This window comes from Rhizobium sophoriradicis (assembly GCF_003939025.1).
Taxonomy (GTDB): Bacteria; Pseudomonadota; Alphaproteobacteria; order Rhizobiales; family Rhizobiaceae; genus Rhizobium; species Rhizobium sophoriradicis.
The window spans coordinates 147601-162834 of sequence record NZ_RQIH01000005.1; the positions used below are offsets into that span (position 1 = coordinate 147601).

14 protein-coding genes are annotated in these 15234 nt (G+C 62.4%); all 14 read right to left on the reverse strand.

The features are described 5' to 3' along the window. Positions 1–16: 16 nt before the first annotated feature. The 14 genes from EFR00_RS09730 to sdhD all read right to left on the reverse strand — a co-directional run bounded on the left by EFR00_RS09730 (position 17) and on the right by sdhD (position 15225). Complete coding sequence (locus tag EFR00_RS09730) at positions 17–769, reverse strand: SDR family oxidoreductase (protein WP_009993965.1); 753 nt, start codon at positions 767–769, stop codon at positions 17–19. After that, positions 766–1293 (reverse strand): hypothetical protein, encoded by a 528-nt coding sequence (locus tag EFR00_RS09735; RefSeq protein WP_077992121.1) that lies wholly within the window; start codon positions 1291–1293, stop codon positions 766–768. The genes EFR00_RS09730 and EFR00_RS09735 overlap by 4 nt, the downstream gene beginning before the upstream one ends. Continuing rightward, positions 1290–2036: a DUF4241 domain-containing protein gene (locus tag EFR00_RS09740; RefSeq protein WP_077992124.1), complete on the reverse strand. Its 747-nt coding sequence runs from the start codon at positions 2034–2036 to the stop codon at positions 1290–1292. Before EFR00_RS09740 ends, EFR00_RS09735 begins: the two co-directional genes overlap by 4 nt. A 12-nt stretch (positions 2037–2048) precedes the next feature. Further along, positions 2049–3314 (reverse strand): 2-oxoglutarate dehydrogenase complex dihydrolipoyllysine-residue succinyltransferase, encoded by a 1266-nt coding sequence (gene odhB, locus EFR00_RS09745; protein WP_077992126.1) that lies wholly within the window; start codon positions 3312–3314, stop codon positions 2049–2051. A gap of 40 nt (positions 3315–3354) precedes the next feature. Beyond that, on the reverse strand, positions 3355–3663 hold the full coding sequence (locus tag EFR00_RS09750; protein WP_077992128.1) for a YciI family protein: 309 nt from the start codon (positions 3661–3663) through the stop codon (positions 3355–3357). A gap of 15 nt (positions 3664–3678) precedes the next feature. Beyond that, on the reverse strand, positions 3679–6663 hold the full coding sequence (locus EFR00_RS09755; RefSeq protein WP_039623559.1) for a 2-oxoglutarate dehydrogenase E1 component: 2985 nt from the start codon (positions 6661–6663) through the stop codon (positions 3679–3681). Positions 6664–6833: 170 nt separating this feature from the next. Further along, complete coding sequence (gene sucD, locus EFR00_RS09760) at positions 6834–7736, reverse strand: succinate--CoA ligase subunit alpha (protein WP_038691746.1); 903 nt, start codon at positions 7734–7736, stop codon at positions 6834–6836. An 18-nt stretch (positions 7737–7754) separates the two neighbouring features. Further along, entirely contained in the window at positions 7755–8948 is a 1194-nt protein-coding gene (gene sucC, locus EFR00_RS09765) for an ADP-forming succinate--CoA ligase subunit beta (protein ID WP_077992130.1), read from the reverse strand. A 34-nt stretch (positions 8949–8982) separates the two neighbouring features. Next, the gene (mdh, locus tag EFR00_RS09770; RefSeq protein WP_010034465.1) at positions 8983–9945 is read right to left on the reverse strand and encodes a malate dehydrogenase; all 963 of its coding nucleotides are present in this window, start codon (positions 9943–9945) and stop codon (positions 8983–8985) included. A 174-nt stretch (positions 9946–10119) separates the two neighbouring features. Beyond that, positions 10120–11283, reverse strand: coding sequence for a cell division protein ZapE (gene zapE, locus EFR00_RS09775; RefSeq protein WP_077992133.1), 1164 nt, complete (start codon positions 11281–11283; stop codon positions 10120–10122). 74 nt (positions 11284–11357) lie between these two features. Continuing rightward, positions 11358–11876, reverse strand: coding sequence for a protease inhibitor Inh/omp19 family protein (locus tag EFR00_RS09780; RefSeq protein WP_077992135.1), 519 nt, complete (start codon positions 11874–11876; stop codon positions 11358–11360). A gap of 321 nt (positions 11877–12197) precedes the next feature. Next, complete coding sequence (locus tag EFR00_RS09785; RefSeq protein ID WP_038691756.1) at positions 12198–12977, reverse strand: succinate dehydrogenase iron-sulfur subunit; 780 nt, start codon at positions 12975–12977, stop codon at positions 12198–12200. A gap of 18 nt (positions 12978–12995) precedes the next feature. Beyond that, positions 12996–14837 (reverse strand): succinate dehydrogenase flavoprotein subunit, encoded by a 1842-nt coding sequence (gene sdhA / locus EFR00_RS09790; RefSeq protein ID WP_039622637.1) that lies wholly within the window; start codon positions 14835–14837, stop codon positions 12996–12998. 7 nt (positions 14838–14844) lie between these two features. Then, positions 14845–15225, reverse strand: coding sequence for a succinate dehydrogenase, hydrophobic membrane anchor protein (gene sdhD / locus EFR00_RS09795; protein ID WP_010020712.1), 381 nt, complete (start codon positions 15223–15225; stop codon positions 14845–14847). Positions 15226–15234: the final 9 nt, after the last annotated feature.

A 15234-nucleotide genomic window follows, 5' to 3' on the forward strand; every position in this document is an offset into this window, starting at 1 on the left:
ATTTCGCCCTGTCCTTCTAACGGCCGCCGCTCACATTGAGGATCGATCCGGTGACATAGGACGCCGAAGGTGAAAGCAGATAGAGGATTGCATCCGCCACCTCCTCCGGCATGCCGGCCCGCTGCATGGGCACTGATGGCGCCATTTCGCGCGCCCGGTCCGGCAGGCCACCCGATGCATGGAGATCGGTTTCGATGATGCCGGGCCTGACGGCATTGACGCGAATCCCTTCTCCAGCGACCTCGCGCGCAAGCCCGATGGTGAAGGTGTCGATCGCCGCTTTCGATGCCGCATAATCGACATACTGAGTCGCCGAACCGAGGATCGCCGCCATCGACGAGACGTTGACGATCGCCCCGCCCTGACCACCATGGCGATGCGACATGCGGCGCACGGCCTCGGCGGCGCAGAGTATCGAGCCGGTCACATTGACGCGCAGCATGCGCTCGATCCGCTCGACCGACATCTCGTCGACCCGCTGCGGATAGTCGACGATGCCGGCATTGTTGACCAGTCCGTCGAGCCGGCCGAAATGACCATCGACCGCCGAAAACATCGCGGCGATATCCGCGGCCTTGCCGACATCGCCCTGGATGGCCAGCGCCTCGCCACCGCTGTCGGTGGTCTCCGCAACGACGGCATCCGCCGCTTGCCGGCTCGCGGCGTAATTCACCGCGACGCGCCAACCCCGGCGCGCAGCAAGCCGGCAGACCGCCGCGCCGATGCCGCGGCTTCCGCCGGTCACGAGAACAACAGGGGTATCGCTCATATCGCACACTCCTTGAATGTCAGCACGTCCCACGGCGCCACCGAAGCCTTGCCCTTACCCCAGGCGCTGGATTCGCGAATGGCGGGGCCAAGGCCGGGAAGCACCAGCTTTTCGGCGGCCGCAGCACCTTCCGGCTGCAGATTGTCCATCTCGCCCTTCGCATCCATGCCGTAGACAGCGCCCTGCCAAACCGTGCAGGCATCGAGATCGGCGCCGGTCGCGTCGCCCTCGGGACAATTGAACATCAGGATTCCAATGGCACGCACCGGATCTTCCGATGGCATGACATAGCCTTCCATCACCACAGGCGTCTCCAGCGCGCTGACCTTGAACTGATTGCTGGCGGCGGCCGACGCGGAATTCAGCGGTGAAAAGCGCAATTCATAGGTGCCGTCGCGATCGACATAGACAGCCTGTTCCTGCTTGCAGGCGGCGCCGAGCGCGTTCACAGGAACAGCGACAAACGCGGCGGCCGCGATTGCAGCCACGCTTTTCCATCCCGCCGTGATCCCGACCCCACTCATTGCAGCTTCGGTTCCCTTCGCCCGTCGGCGTTCTCGATCACACCGAAATCGGTCAGCAGCACCAGCGCGTGACCGTCCCTGTCGAGTCCCCAGAAGACCGGATAGAACCCGTCGCCCCAGCCGCTCCAGAACACCGCGACATTGCCCTTTTTGCCGGCGACCGGCCGGTGCAGCGCGTAGATGCTCTTGTTGGCGTCGAGATCCGCAGCCAGCACGTCGTCGTAATAATTGATGTCGGCGCCGGGCTTTTGCGCCTGCACCTGCGCTTGCCGTTCGTCGATCAGAGCAAGCGTCTGCGCATCCATGTAGCAGCCGACGCCGGCGTCGACGGGGTAGCCGAAGATCTCGTCGTCCTTCAGCGTTGCCGGATCTTGTCCGGGCAGGACGGCAAGCTCCCAACGATCCGGCCTGCCTTCGGCAAACCGCATGCTGGCGGGGGCGATGCGCCCAAACGCCTGGTAGAGCGTCACCGGGTATTCGCCCGGCGCAACGGTCCTGGCGAGCGCCGGCCGGTCGGGCTGGGCGAGCGGATCGGCGGCGACGATGCGCCCCGAGGTCAGCTCGACATTGCCCATATGGATCACGTTGATCGACCGTCCGGAGAGTTCGCCGTCACCGAGCGTCACCAGCTCGAAATTGCTGCTTGCCTTGCTGACGTCCCAACCAGCCGACGCGGAAACCGGGACATGCGCGGCGGCAGCGCAAAGAACAAGGCGCGCCGCTCGCATGATCCGGTTCCGCATCGAAAAGCTCCCTTAGAGATCGAGAACCAGGCGCTCCGGATCTTCCAGGCTTTCCTTGACGCGCACGAGGAAGGTGACCGCTTCCTTGCCGTCGACGATGCGGTGATCGTAGGAAAGCGCCAGATACATCATCGGACGGATGACCACCTGGCCGCCGATTGCAACCGGCCGCTCCTGAATCTTGTGCATGCCGAGAATGCCAGACTGCGGTGCGTTGAGGATCGGCGAAGACATCAGCGAGCCGTAAACGCCGCCATTGGTGATGGTGAAGGTGCCGCCCTGCATGTCGGCCATGGAGAGCGAGCCGTCACGGGCTGCCTTGGCAAAACGGCCGAGGTCCTTCTCGATTTCGGCGATCGACATCTGGTCGGCATCGCGGATGACGGGAACGACGAGGCCCTTGTCGGTGCCGACGGCCATGCCGACATGGCAGTAGTTCTTGTAGATGACGTCGGTGCCGTCGATCTCGGCATTAACAGCCGGCAGTTCCTTCAGCGCATGCGTTACCGCCTTGGTGAAGAAGCCCATGAAGCCGAGCTTGACGCCGTGCTTCTTCTCGAAAATGTCCTTGTACTTGTTGCGCAGATCCATGACCGCCTTCATGTCCACCTCATTATAGGTGGTGAGCATGGCGGCGGTGTTCTGCGCGTCCTTGAGACGCTTGGCGATCGTCTGGCGCAGGCGCGTCATCTTCACGCGCTCTTCGCGCGAGGCATCCTCGACCGTCGACGGGCCGCGCGCAGCAGCGGGCGCTGCCGCCGGGGCAGCGGCCGGTGCGGAAATGCCCTTGGCGACGGCGGCGATGACATCGCCCTTCAGCACCTGGCCGCGCTTGCCGCTGCCGTCGATCTGATCGGCGGAAAGGTTGCTTTCGGCCAGCATCTTCGCGGCCGCCGGGGCCGGCGGCATGGTGGAGACGGAAGCGCTCGACGACGATGCTGCCGCAGCGGCAACCGGCGCCGGCTGAGCGGGAGCCGCCGGCGCTGGCTGGGCAGGAGCGGCGGCCGGTGCGGCAGCAGCGGGCGCGGCGGCGGCGACGGCACCTTCGGCGATCTGGCCGAGCAGGGCGCCGAGGCCGACGGTCTCGCCGGCGGCGACGACGATTTCCGAAAGCGTGCCGGAGGTCGGTGCCGGAACTTCGATGGTCACCTTGTCGGTTTCAAGCTCGAGAATCGGCTCGTCGGCCTTGATGGCGTCGCCGACCTTCTTGAACCAGGTGCCGACGGTTGCCTCGCTGACGGATTCACCGAGAGTTGGAACGCGGATTTCTGTGGCCATTGTTCAGATCCTGATTTCGTGTGTGTTCGTTTTAAGCGTTTCAGACGGCGGGCGGCCGCAAGATGATCGAGGGCATGGGCAGGATATCGAAACGGAAACCGAAACCGGAGGCGATGATCGGATCGCCGTCGGCAAGAGCCTGGGCCGCCGCCTGATCCTCGACTTCGACGACCGCCATGCCGAAGGCGCCTGCACCCTCGAACACCGGACCAACGACGACCGCCGATCCCGCAAGGGCGTGCCGATGCCAGTATTCGACATGGCTTTTCATCGCCGCCATTTCCTCCCCGGTCCCGTCATGCGGAAAAGTGGGGCGCGGCGGCAGCAGTCTCAAAAAGAAATAAGCCATTACGCCCCCCTTGATTTAACCGCCCAATGCATCCTCGAGGAATGCGGCGAGCTGTGACAGATGCTTCGACATCAGGCCCGTCGCCGGCGAGGCGGCAGCCGGACGGCCGGTGTAACGGACGCGCTGGTATTTCGCATCGATATGGGCAAGCACCCATTCGAGGAATGGATCGATGAACGACCATGCGCCCATGTTTTTCGGCTCTTCCTGGCACCAGACCATTTCGGCGTTTCGGAAGCGCGACAGCTCGTTGATGAGCGCCTTTGCCGGGAACGGATAAAGCTGTTCGACGCGCAGCAGGTAAATGTCGTCGATACCGCGCTTTTCACGCTCTTCGAGAAGATCGTAATAGACCTTGCCGGAGCACATGACGACGCGGCGGATCTTGTTGTCCTTCTGCAGCTTGATCGGGCCGTCTTTGATCACCTCGGCATCGTCCCAGAGCAGGCGATGGAAGGCGGATTCACCGGCCATTTCGGCCAGCGTCGAGACCGCCCGCTTGTGGCGCAGCAGCGATTTCGGCGTCATCAGGATCAGCGGCTTGCGGAAGTCACGCTTCAGCTGCCGGCGCAGGATGTGGAAGTAGTTCGCCGGCGTCGTGACATTGGCGACCTGCATATTGTCTTCCGCGCAGAGCTGCAGGAAGCGCTCGAGGCGAGCCGAGGAATGCTCCGGACCCTGTCCTTCATAACCGTGCGGCAACAGGCAGACGAGGCCCGACATGCGCAGCCACTTGCGTTCGCCCGAGGAGATGAACTGGTCGAAGACCACCTGCGCGCCGTTGGCGAAATCGCCGAACTGCGCTTCCCAGAGCGTCAACGCATTCGGGCGGGCGAGCGAATAGCCGTATTCGAAGCCGAGCACGGCCTCTTCCGAAAGCATCGAGTTGATGACTTCGTAGCGTGCCTGCGTCGGCGAAAGATTGGCGAGCGGAATGTAACGCTCTTCGGTCTCCTGATCGTAGAGAACCGAGTGGCGCTGCGAGAAGGTGCCGCGCTCGCAATCCTGGCCGGACAGGCGGATCTTGTGGCCTTCCAGGCAGAGGGCCCCGAAGGAGAGCGCTTCTGCCATCGCCCAATCGATGCCCTCGCCGGTGGCGATCATGTTGGCCCGGTTTTCCATGAAGCGCTGAATCGTGCGGTGCGCATTGAAGCCTGCCGGGATCTCCGAGAGCTTGCGGCCGATCTCCTTCAGCGTCTTCATCGGCACGGCGGTCTTACCGCGGCGCTGCTCGTCGGCATTGTCGGCGGTGCGCAGGCCCGACCACTCGCCGTCCAGCCAGTCGGCCTTGTTCGGCTTGTAGCTCTGACCGGCCTCGAACTCCTGCTCGAGATGTGCGCGCCAGTCGGCCTTCATCTTTTCGACTTCGCCATCCGTGAGCAGGCCTTCGCGAACGAGACGATCTGCATAAAGCTGCAGCACCGTCTTGTGGCCGCGGATGACCTTGTACATCTTCGGCTGGGTGAAGGACGGCTCATCGCCCTCGTTATGACCGTAGCGGCGATAGCAGAACATGTCGACCACAACCGGCTTGTGGAACTTCATGCGGAATTCGGTCGCAATCTTGGCGGCGTAGACCACGGCTTCCGGATCGTCGCCGTTGACGTGCAGGATCGGCGCCTCGATCATCTTGGCGACATCAGACGGATAGGGCGACGAGCGCGAAAAGGCCGGGTTCGTGGTGAAGCCGATCTGGTTGTTGATGATGACGTGCATGGTGCCGGCGACACGGTGGCCGCGCAGACCGGAGAGGCCGAGAATTTCGGCAATGACGCCCTGGCCGGCGAAGGCCGCGTCGCCGTGGATCAGCAACGGCAGCACCTTGGCGCGTTCAGACAGCGGAATGATGTCGCCGTCCCATACCGTAGCGCTCATGTCCTGCTTGGCGCGAACCTTGCCCATGACGACAGGATCGACGATTTCGAGATGCGACGGATTTGCCGTCAGTGAGACGTGCACCTTGTTGCCGTCGAATTCGCGGTCGGAGGAAGCGCCCAGATGGTACTTCACGTCGCCGGAACCTTCGACTTCGTCAGGCGCATAGGAACCGCCCTTGAACTCGTGGAAGATGGCGCGGTGCGGCTTGCCCATCACCTGGGAGAGCACGTTCAGACGGCCGCGATGGGCCATGCCGAATACCGCTTCCTTAAGGCCGAGATGGCCGCCGCGCTTCAGGATCTGTTCCAGTGCGGGGATCAGCGATTCACCGCCGTCGAGACCGAAACGCTTGGTGCCCTTGAACTTGACGTCGAGGAACTGCTCGTAGCCCTCGGCTTCGATGAGCTTGGCAAGGATCGCCTTCTTGCCTTCCGCCGAGAAGGCGACGCCCTTGTCTGGCCCTTCGATCCGCTCCTGGATCCAGGCCTTCTCCTCCGGATTGGAGATATGCATGAATTCGACGCCGAGCGTCGAGCAGTAGGTGCGCTCGAGGATCTCGATCATCTCGCGGATGGTCGCGTATTCCAGGCCGAGCACGTTGTCGATGAAGATCTTGCGATCATAATCGGCTGATGTGAAGCCGTAATTTTCCGGCGACAGCTCATGATAGTCGTCGACGGTAGCGGCGATGCCGAGTGGATCGAGCTTGGCGTGCAGATGGCCGCGCATGCGATAGGCGCGGATCATCATGATGGCGCGCACCGAATCGCGCGTCGCCTGCAGCACGTCGGTGGTGTCGGCCGGCTTGCCGGCGGCTTCGGCCTTTGCCTTCACCTTGGTTTCGATCGCCTTCTCGACGATGCCCCAATTGCCGTCGAGCGCCGACACCAAATCGCCGCCGGCGGCCAGCGGCCAGTGCTTCTTGCGCCAGGAGGCTCCCTTGGCCGCCTTCTTCACATCAGCAGGATCCTCTTCCAGCGCCTTGAAGAAGGCGCGCCATTGATCGTCGACCGATGCCGGATCCTCTTCGTAGCGCGCATAGAGCTGCTCGATATAGGCCGCGTTGGCGCCATCCAGAAACGAGGTGATCTGAAACTGCTCGTTGGCTTCTTGCCGTGCCATGGTGATATGCGGACGCTTCCGTCCGCCTCCTGACTTTGATGAATTTGCCGGCTTCGTCACCGGCTGCCGCATTCCGATTGCCGCCTGTCCGCGGCGCATCTGCTGGTCTCGTGCTGTCACACCGGGCGGAAACGCAGATGCCGTTCTTCCGCCCGGTCTATATGGCTGGCTTAGCCCTTAAGGACTTCAACCAAGGTCTTGCCGAGACGAGCCGGCGACGGCGAGACGCGAATGCCTGCCGATTCCATCGCTGCGATCTTCGATTCCGCATCGCCCTTGCCGCCGGATACCACGGCGCCGGCATGGCCCATGGTGCGCCCCTTCGGCGCCGTGCGGCCGGCAATGAAGCCGGCCATCGGCTTCTTGCGGCCCTTCTTGGCTTCGTCCTTGAGGAACTGCGCAGCGTCTTCTTCTGCCGAACCGCCGATTTCGCCGATCATGATAATCGACTGCGTGGCTTCGTCGGCCAGGAACATTTCCAAGACGTCGATGAACTCGGTGCCCTTGACCGGGTCGCCGCCGATGCCGACGGCGGTCGTCTGGCCGAGGCCTTCGTTGGAGGTCTGGAAAACCGCTTCATAGGTCAGCGTGCCCGAACGGGAGACGATGCCGACCGAACCCTTGCGGAAGATCGAACCCGGCATGATGCCGATCTTGCATTCTTCGGGCGTCAGAATACCAGGGCAGTTGGGGCCGAGCAGGCGCGACTTGGAGCGGTCGAGGCGCGCCTTGACGCGGACCATGTCCATGACGGGAATGCCCTCGGTGATGCAGGTGATGAACGGGATTTCGGCGTCGATCGCCTCGATGATGGCGTCGGCCGCACCGGCCGGCGGAACATAGATGACGGTCGCGTCGGCACCGGTCTTTTCCTTGCCTTCGGCAACGGTCGCGAAAATCGGCAGGCTTTCGCCCTTTGCGCCGGTCCAGGTTTCGCCGCCCTTCTTCGGGTGGATACCGCCGACCATCTGCGTGCCGTAATAGGCAAGCGCCTGTTCGGTGTGGAAGGTTCCGGTCTTGCCGGTCAGACCCTGAACCAGGATCTTGGTGTCTTTATTGACGAGAATAGACATTCTTTCCGATCCTTCAAATTAGCCGTTGATCGCCGCGACGATCTTCTTGGCCGCATCGTCCAAGTCGTCAGCCGCCGTGATCGCGAGACCCGACTCGTTCAGGATCTTCTTGCCGAGCTCGACATTGGTGCCTTCAAGGCGCACGACGAGCGGAACCTTGAGGCCGACTTCCTTGACCGCGGCAATGACGCCCTCGGCGATGACGTCGCACTTCATGATGCCGCCGAAGATGTTGACGAGAATGCCCTCGACCTTGGGATCGGCAGTGATGATCTTGAAGGCCGCAGCGACCTTCTCCTTGCCGGCGCCGCCGCCGACGTCGCAGAAGTTGGCCGGCTCCTTGCCGTAGAGCTTGATGATGTCCATCGTCGCCATGGCAAGGCCTGCGCCGTTGACCATGCAGCCGATATTGCCGTCGAGCGCGACGTAAGCGAGGTCCCACTTGGAGGCCTCGATTTCCTTGGCGTCCTCTTCGGTCTCGTCGCGCAGCGTCCTGACGTCGTCGTGGCGGAAGAGCGCGTTACCGTCGAACGACATCTTGGCGTCGAGAACCCGCAGATGGCCATCCTTCATGACGATCAGCGGATTGACCTCGAGCAGCGCCATGTCCTTCTCGTTGAAGGCCTTGTAGAGCGCCGGGAAGAGCGACTTGGCGTCTTCTGCAGCGGCACCCTCGAGCGCCAGCGCCTTGGAGATCGCTGCGACGTCGGCAGCCGTCACGCCGGCTTCCGGATCGATGGCGATCGTCTGGATCTTTTCGGGCGTGTCATGGGCGACAGCTTCGATGTCCATGCCGCCTTCGGTGGAAACGACGAAGGCGACGCGGCCGACCGAGCGGTCGACCAGCAGCGAGCAATAGAGCTCGCGAGCGATGTCGGCGCCGTCCTCGATATAGAGGCGGTTGACCTGCTTGCCGGCTTCGCCGGTCTGAGCCGTCACCAGCGTATTGCCGAGCATTTCCTTGGCGTGGGCGACCACTTCGTCGATCGACTTGGCGAGACGCACGCCGCCTTTGGCTTCCGGCGACAGTTCCTTGAACTTGCCCTTGCCGCGGCCGCCGGCATGGATCTGGCTCTTGACCACATAGAGCGGGCCGGGAAGCGACTTGGCGGCAGCCTCGGCTTCTTCGACCTTGAGGACAGCCACACCCTCGGCAACCGGTGCGCCATAGCCCTTCAGCAGAGCCTTGGCCTGATATTCATGAATGTTCATGGGTTTATCCCTGTTTCGATGACGTCGGCCCCGATTACTTGAGGGCGGGCGCGATGTTGATGCAGGCTTCGCAAAGACCGGCGACGGCGCCGACGGACTTGTCGAAGGCTTCCTTCTCGGTCTTGTTGAGGTCGATCTCGATGACGCGCTCGACGCCGCCGGCGCCGATGACGGTGGGAACGCCGACATACATGTCCTTGACGCCGTACTGGCCGGTGAGATGGGCAGCGCAGGGCAGAACGCGCTTCTTGTCCTTGAGGTAGGATTCGGCCATCTCGATCGCCGAGGCGGCCGGAGCGTAATAGGCCGAGCCGGTCTTCAGCAGGCCGACGATTTCGGCACCGCCGTCACGGGTGCGCTGGATGATCTCTTCCAGGCGCTCCTTGGTGACCCAGCCCATGGTGACGAGATCGGTGAGCGGAATGCCGCCGACGGTCGAATAGCGGGCGAGCGGCACCATCGTGTCGCCGTGGCCGCCGAGAACGAAGGCCGTCACGTCCTGGACGGAAACGTTGAATTCCTTGGCGAGGAAGAGGCGGAAACGCGAGGAGTCGAGAACGCCGGCCATGCCGACGACCTTGTTGGCGGGAAGGCCGGAAAACTTCTGCAGCGCCCAGACCATGGCGTCGAGCGGGTTGGTGATGCAGATGACGAAGGCATTCGGCGCATATTTCTTGATGCCGGCGCCGACCTGCTCCATGACCTTGAGGTTGATGCCGAGAAGATCGTCGCGGCTCATGCCCGGCTTGCGCGGAACGCCAGCGGTGACGATGCAGACGTCAGCGCCTTCGATGGCGGAATAGTCGCTGGCGCCGGTCAGATTGGCGTCGAAGCCTTCGACCGGAGAGGACTGTGCGATATCGAGGCCCTTGCCCTGGGGAATGCCATCGGCGATGTCGAAGAGGACGATATCGCCCAGTTCCTTCAAGCCGGCGAGATGCGCCAGCGTGCCACCAATCATGCCAGAACCAATGAGTGCGATCTTGTTACGCGCCATTTCGCTGTTTCCTTTGCGATCAAATTCGTCGAACGACGCTTAGGCACCGCTCAATGACGCAATCGCATAGACCCAAAGCCTAAAAATGGCAATGCATTAATTTTGATGCAGCATTTTCAATCGTTTAGATATCAAAATTCTTACGTAAACGTAAGAGTTTCCGTCACCAAATTGTTACTCGGCGGCGCGTTTTTCGTGGTGCAGTGCAAGATATTCAGCACTGCGCATTTCGAAGAGGCGCGACGCCGTACGCTCGAATTCGAAGCCTTCCGTGCCCCGGCGATTGACGAGCAGCTCCTCCGGCATTGCTGCCGCGGATATGTAAAGCCGCACGGCGTGATCGTAGAACGTATCGACCAGAATGATGAAACGCTTGATCTGGTTCCGTTTGTCCGGCCCGAGCAAGGGAACGTGATCGACAAAGACCGTATCGAAGCGCTCGGCGATGGCGAGGAAATCGGCTGCGCCGAGCGGCTTGTCGCAAAGATCGGCGAAGGAGAACCGGGCCATGCGGTCGGCGGCGAGCGGCACATGGATCGAGCGTCCTTTCATCGGGATATCGAGCGGCTGCGCCTTGCGCCCATGCAGCGCTTGCGTCCAGGACGCCTCCATCGCCATGTCGTTATGTTCGTTGATCGGCACGAGATAGACGGGCTGGCTGCTCAGCTTCTCCATCCGGTAATCGGTCGGCGAATCCAGCGTGACGACATCGACATGCTCCCTGAGCAGGGCCACGAAAGGCAGGAACAGGCCGCGGTTGAGACCATCCTTGTAGAGATTGTCGGGCTCGACATTCGAAGTCGCGACCAGCACGCAGCCTCGCGCAAACAGTTCGGAGAACAGCCTCGACAGGATCATCGCGTCGGCAATGTCGGTGACCGTGAACTCGTCGAAGCAGAGCAGTTCCGCCTCCTCGTAAAGGGCCGCGGCGACCGGCGGCATTGGGTCGGCCTGCTTCGTCTCGCCGTTCTTGAGCTTCAGCCGATGCGCCGCGATGCGGTTGTGCACATCCGCCATGAACTCATGGAAATGCGCCCGCCGCTTCTTTCGGCACGGCGCCATCGAGAAGAACATATCCATAAGCATGGTCTTGCCGCGTCCGACGCTGCCGTGGATATAAAGCCCCTTGATGCCGCCTACGGCTTTCTTCTTCGAGGCGAACAGCCAGCCGAGCGCGCTCGATTTCGCCGCCGGTCGCTGCTGCTTCAGCCCGGCGAGCACCCGATCCAGGCTTTTGGCCACATCCATCTGGGCGGAATCGACCTGCAACGCACCGGAAAGCGTCAGCGATTTAAGCTGTTCGCAGACGCTGAGCGCATAGTCTGGCATTGGCTGCATAAGGGCATGTCCGCCTGTCAGTCATCGGCGGGGCGCCGCCGGATCGTTTACCGCGCCGGTACCGCGCCGGTTGATTACCGGCTGAGGCTGATCGGCTGACCGGTATTCGTCTGGCCTTGGAAGCGGTTATCGGCCGTCTTATAGACGCTGCCGATCTGGTTGCCCGAACGGTCCTTGAGCAGCACCTGCTTGCCCGCGACCTCCCAGGAGCCCATGGCCGTCAGCTCGCCGACGCAGCCGCGCGTGCCGCCGCGCGACCCGCTACCGAGATTGGTCAGCGTCAGGAACATGTCGCAACTGCCGTTGACGCGCCAGTTTCCGACCATCGATTCCTTCGTAACGTCGAGCGCATTCGCGGCGACCGCGCCCGGCTGGGCACCCGGCATCGGCGATGTCGAGGCCGGCGCCGCCGGGAACTGCGAGCTGCCGGCCGGCGGCGGAAGCTGTCCGCCCTGCACGGAGGGAACCGGCTGCGCCGTCAGCGGCGCCGGCGCGGCGCTGGGAGAGTTGGAGCTGTAATCATATGCCGTACGCTGACAACCGGCTAGCGCGAGAGCCATCACCAGACCTGTCATCGCATATCGCAACTGCATCATCATACTCCTGAAATTCGGCTGTCGCCGCAGAGAAACGGACGTGAGACAAGATCCGATTATCGTAATTCGCTTTGGTTAATCAAGTCGGGCGGCATAAATTGCCCGTAACAACACCTAATCGAAAAACGATACAGTTCAACTGTCCCGCTGCAAAACTTCCTGCCCACAGAATTTGTCAGGAAGGTGTTGCGCGTGTTGATCTCTGTCCGGATTCCTGTCGAACGCTCGTAATATCTCGGAACAACGCTCGAATGAGCTCCCGCGATCTAGACGCCTTCTGGATCGAAGCCGTCTATTCCGCCATCGGCATGCAGGCGATCAGACCCGGCGCTCGACCATCATCTTTTTGATTTCGGCGATTGCCTTGGCCGGATTGAGCCCCTTGGGGCAGGTCTGCGCGCAATTCATGATCGTGTGGCAGCGATAAAGGCGGAACGGATCTTCGAGATCGTCGAGGCGTTCGCCGGTCGCCTCGTCTCTGGAATCGATCAGCCAGCGATAGGCCTGCAGCAGGACGGCCGGGCCGAGATAACGGTCGCCGTTCCACCAGTAGCTCGGACAGGAGGTCGAACAGCAGGCGCAAAGAATGCATTCGTAAAGACCGTCGAGCTTCTGCCGGTCCTCATGGCTCTGCTTCCATTCCTTGGCCGGCGTCGGCGACACCGTCTTCAGCCAGGGCTCGATCGAGCGATGCTGGGCATAGAAGTTGCTCAGATCGGGCACAAGATCCTTGACAACAGGCATATGCGGCAGCGGATAGACCTTCACCGCGCCCTTGATATCGTCGAGACCCTTGGTGCAGGCAAGCGTGTTCGTGCCGTCGATATTCATCGCGCACGAGCCGCAGATGCCTTCGCGACAGGACCGGCGCAGCGTCAGGGTCGGGTCGATCTTGTTCTTGATGTAGAGCAGGCCGTCGAGCACCATCGGACCGCAATCGTCGACATCGATGTAGAAGGTGTCGATCGACGGGTTCTGGCCGTCATCCGGGCTCCAGCGGTAGACGCGGAACTCGCGGGTGTTCGTCGCACCCGCCGGCTTCGGCCAGACCTTGCCTTCGCGCATCTGAGAATTCTTGGGGAGAGCGAGTTCAACCATACCAGGTTCCTCTTGAAATCAGTAGACGCGGGCCTTCGGCTCGATCTTATACGGATCGATGCCCTCGGCGATCAGCTCGGTGTGCACAGGGCGATAGTCGAGTTTCACGTCGCCCGCCTCGTTGACCCAGGCAAGCGTATGCTTGCGCCAGTTGACGTCGTCGCGGCCGGCGAATGCGCCCTCGGTATAATCCTCGCGGGCATGCGAACCGCGGCTCTCCTTGCGGGCCTCGGCGCCATAGATCGTCGTGATGGCGTTGGCCATCAGGTTCTGCAGCTCCAGCGTTTCCACCAGATCCGAGTTCCAGACCATCGAGCGGTCGGTGACCTTGATGTCACGCATTTCCTGCCAGATCGCCGAAATGCGCCGGCAGCCGGATTCCAGCGACTCCTGCGTGCGGAAGACGGCCGCGTCTTCCTGCATGGCGCGCTGCATCTTTTCGCGCAGCTCAGCCGTCGGCGTGCCGCCGCCGGCATAGCGCAGACGGTCGAAGCGGTCCATGATCTTGTCGCAGGCCGAAACGTTCAGATGCGGGATCGGCGCTGCGCGGTCGATCACCTCGCCGGCGCGGATCGCAGCAGCCCGGCCGAAGACCACGAGGTCGATCAGCGAGTTGGAGCCGAGGCGGTTGGCGCCGTGCACCGAAGCGCAGCCTGCCTCACCCACCGCCATCAAGCCGGGAATGATCCGCTCCGGATTGGCGCTGTCGGCGTTCAGCACTTCGCCCCAATAGTTGGTGGGAATGCCGCCCATATTGTAATGGACAGTCGGCAGGACCGGGATCGGCTCGCGTGTGACGTCGACGCCAGCGAAGATCTTGGCGCTCTCGGAAATCCCCGGCAGTCGTTCATGCAGAACGGCCGGATCGAGGTGGTCGAGATGCAGGAAGATGTGGTCCTTGTTCTTGCCGACGCCGCGGCCTTCGCGGATCTCCAGCGTCATGCAGCGCGAAACCACGTCGCGCGAGGCAAGGTCCTTGGCCGAAGGCGCATAACGCTCCATGAAGCGTTCGCCCTCGGAGTTGACGAGGTAGCCGCCTTCGCCGCGTGCGCCCTCGGTGATCAGACAGCCCGAACCGTAGATGCCGGTCGGGTGGAACTGCACGAATTCCATATCCTGCAGCGGCAGGCCGGCGCGCGCCACCATGCCGCCGCCGTCGCCGGTGCAGGTATGGGCAGAGGTCGCCGAGAAATAGGCGCGGCCGTAGCCGCCGGTCGCCAGCACCACCATCTTGGCGGCGAAGCGATGGATCGTGCCGTCATCGAGGCACCAGGCGACGACGCCGATGCAGCGGCTGCCGTCTTCCGACATGATCAGGTCGAGCGCAAAATACTCGATGAAGAATTCGGCATTGTTGCGCAGCGACTGGCCGTAGAGCGTGTGCAGGATGGCGTGGCCGGTACGGTCGGCGACGGCGCAGGTGCGCTGCACCGGCGGGCCTTCGCCGTAATTCTGCATGTGGCCGCCGAACGGGCGCTGATAGATCTTGCCTTCCTCGTTGCGCGAGAACGGCACGCCGTAATGCTCGAGCTCATAGACCGCCTTGGGCGCTTCCATGGTGAGATACTGCATGGCGTCGACGTCGCCGAGCCAGTCGGAACCCTTGACCGTGTCGTAAAGGTGCCATTGCCAGCTGTCCGGCGTCATGTTGCGCAGCGAGGCGGCGATGCCGCCCTGGGCCGCGACCGTGTGCGAACGGGTCGGGAAAACCTTGGTGATGCAGGCGGTGCGGAAACCCTGCTCGGCCATGCCGAGTGTCGCGCGCAAGCCAGCGCCGCCGGCGCCAACGACGATCACGTCATAGGAGTGATCGACATATTGGTAGGCCTTGCCATTCTGGGCGGGTGAAGTCGGTGCCATAGCGAGCTTATCCTACAAATGCGATTTTCAGAATGGCGAAGAGACAGAGGCCGGCGATCACGATCGCGAAGAACGTGTTCAGCATCAGCAGCGCGATCTTGCCGAACTCGCCATGCACGTAATCCTCGATGATGACCTGCATGCCGAGCTTCATATGGATGACGCCCGAGATCACCATCAGGCCCATGACGACGGCGACGAACGGGTTCGACAGGGCGCGAACCACATCCGCATAGGGCGCGCCGGCATAGGCGATCATGAAGATGACGAAGAAGAGGATCAACGGAATGTTGGAGACGGCGGTCAGCCGCTGACGCCAGAAATGGCTCGTGCCTTCCTTGGCGGAGCCAAGCCCGCGAACCTTGCCGAGGGGGGTGCGCATATCCATGAGAGGACC

What these genes read in the sequence shown, in the direction of transcription:
- EFR00_RS09730 (WP_009993965.1), bottom strand. Translation starts at nt 769, where the DNA reads ATGAGCGATACCCCTGTTGTTCTCGTGACCGGCGGAAGCCGCGGCATC.
- EFR00_RS09735 (WP_077992121.1), bottom strand. Translation starts at nt 1,293, where the DNA reads ATGAGTGGGGTCGGGATCACGGCGGGATGGAAAAGCGTGGCTGCAATC.
- EFR00_RS09740 (WP_077992124.1), bottom strand. Translation starts at nt 2,036, where the DNA reads ATGCGGAACCGGATCATGCGAGCGGCGCGCCTTGTTCTTTGCGCTGCC.
- odhB (WP_077992126.1), bottom strand. Translation starts at nt 3,314, where the DNA reads ATGGCCACAGAAATCCGCGTTCCAACTCTCGGTGAATCCGTCAGCGAG.
- EFR00_RS09750 (WP_077992128.1), bottom strand. Translation starts at nt 3,663, where the DNA reads ATGGCTTATTTCTTTTTGAGACTGCTGCCGCCGCGCCCCACTTTTCCG.
- EFR00_RS09755 (WP_039623559.1), bottom strand. Translation starts at nt 6,663, where the DNA reads ATGGCACGGCAAGAAGCCAACGAGCAGTTTCAGATCACCTCGTTTCTG.
- sucD (WP_038691746.1), bottom strand. Translation starts at nt 7,736, where the DNA reads ATGTCTATTCTCGTCAATAAAGACACCAAGATCCTGGTTCAGGGTCTG.
- sucC (WP_077992130.1), bottom strand. Translation starts at nt 8,948, where the DNA reads ATGAACATTCATGAATATCAGGCCAAGGCTCTGCTGAAGGGCTATGGC.
- mdh (WP_010034465.1), bottom strand. Translation starts at nt 9,945, where the DNA reads ATGGCGCGTAACAAGATCGCACTCATTGGTTCTGGCATGATTGGTGGC.
- zapE (WP_077992133.1), bottom strand. Translation starts at nt 11,283, where the DNA reads ATGCAGCCAATGCCAGACTATGCGCTCAGCGTCTGCGAACAGCTTAAA.
- EFR00_RS09780 (WP_077992135.1), bottom strand. Translation starts at nt 11,876, where the DNA reads ATGCAGTTGCGATATGCGATGACAGGTCTGGTGATGGCTCTCGCGCTA.
- EFR00_RS09785 (WP_038691756.1), bottom strand. Translation starts at nt 12,977, where the DNA reads ATGGTTGAACTCGCTCTCCCCAAGAATTCTCAGATGCGCGAAGGCAAG.
- sdhA (WP_039622637.1), bottom strand. Translation starts at nt 14,837, where the DNA reads ATGGCACCGACTTCACCCGCCCAGAATGGCAAGGCCTACCAATATGTC.
- sdhD (WP_010020712.1), bottom strand. Translation starts at nt 15,225, where the DNA reads ATGGATATGCGCACCCCCCTCGGCAAGGTTCGCGGGCTTGGCTCCGCC.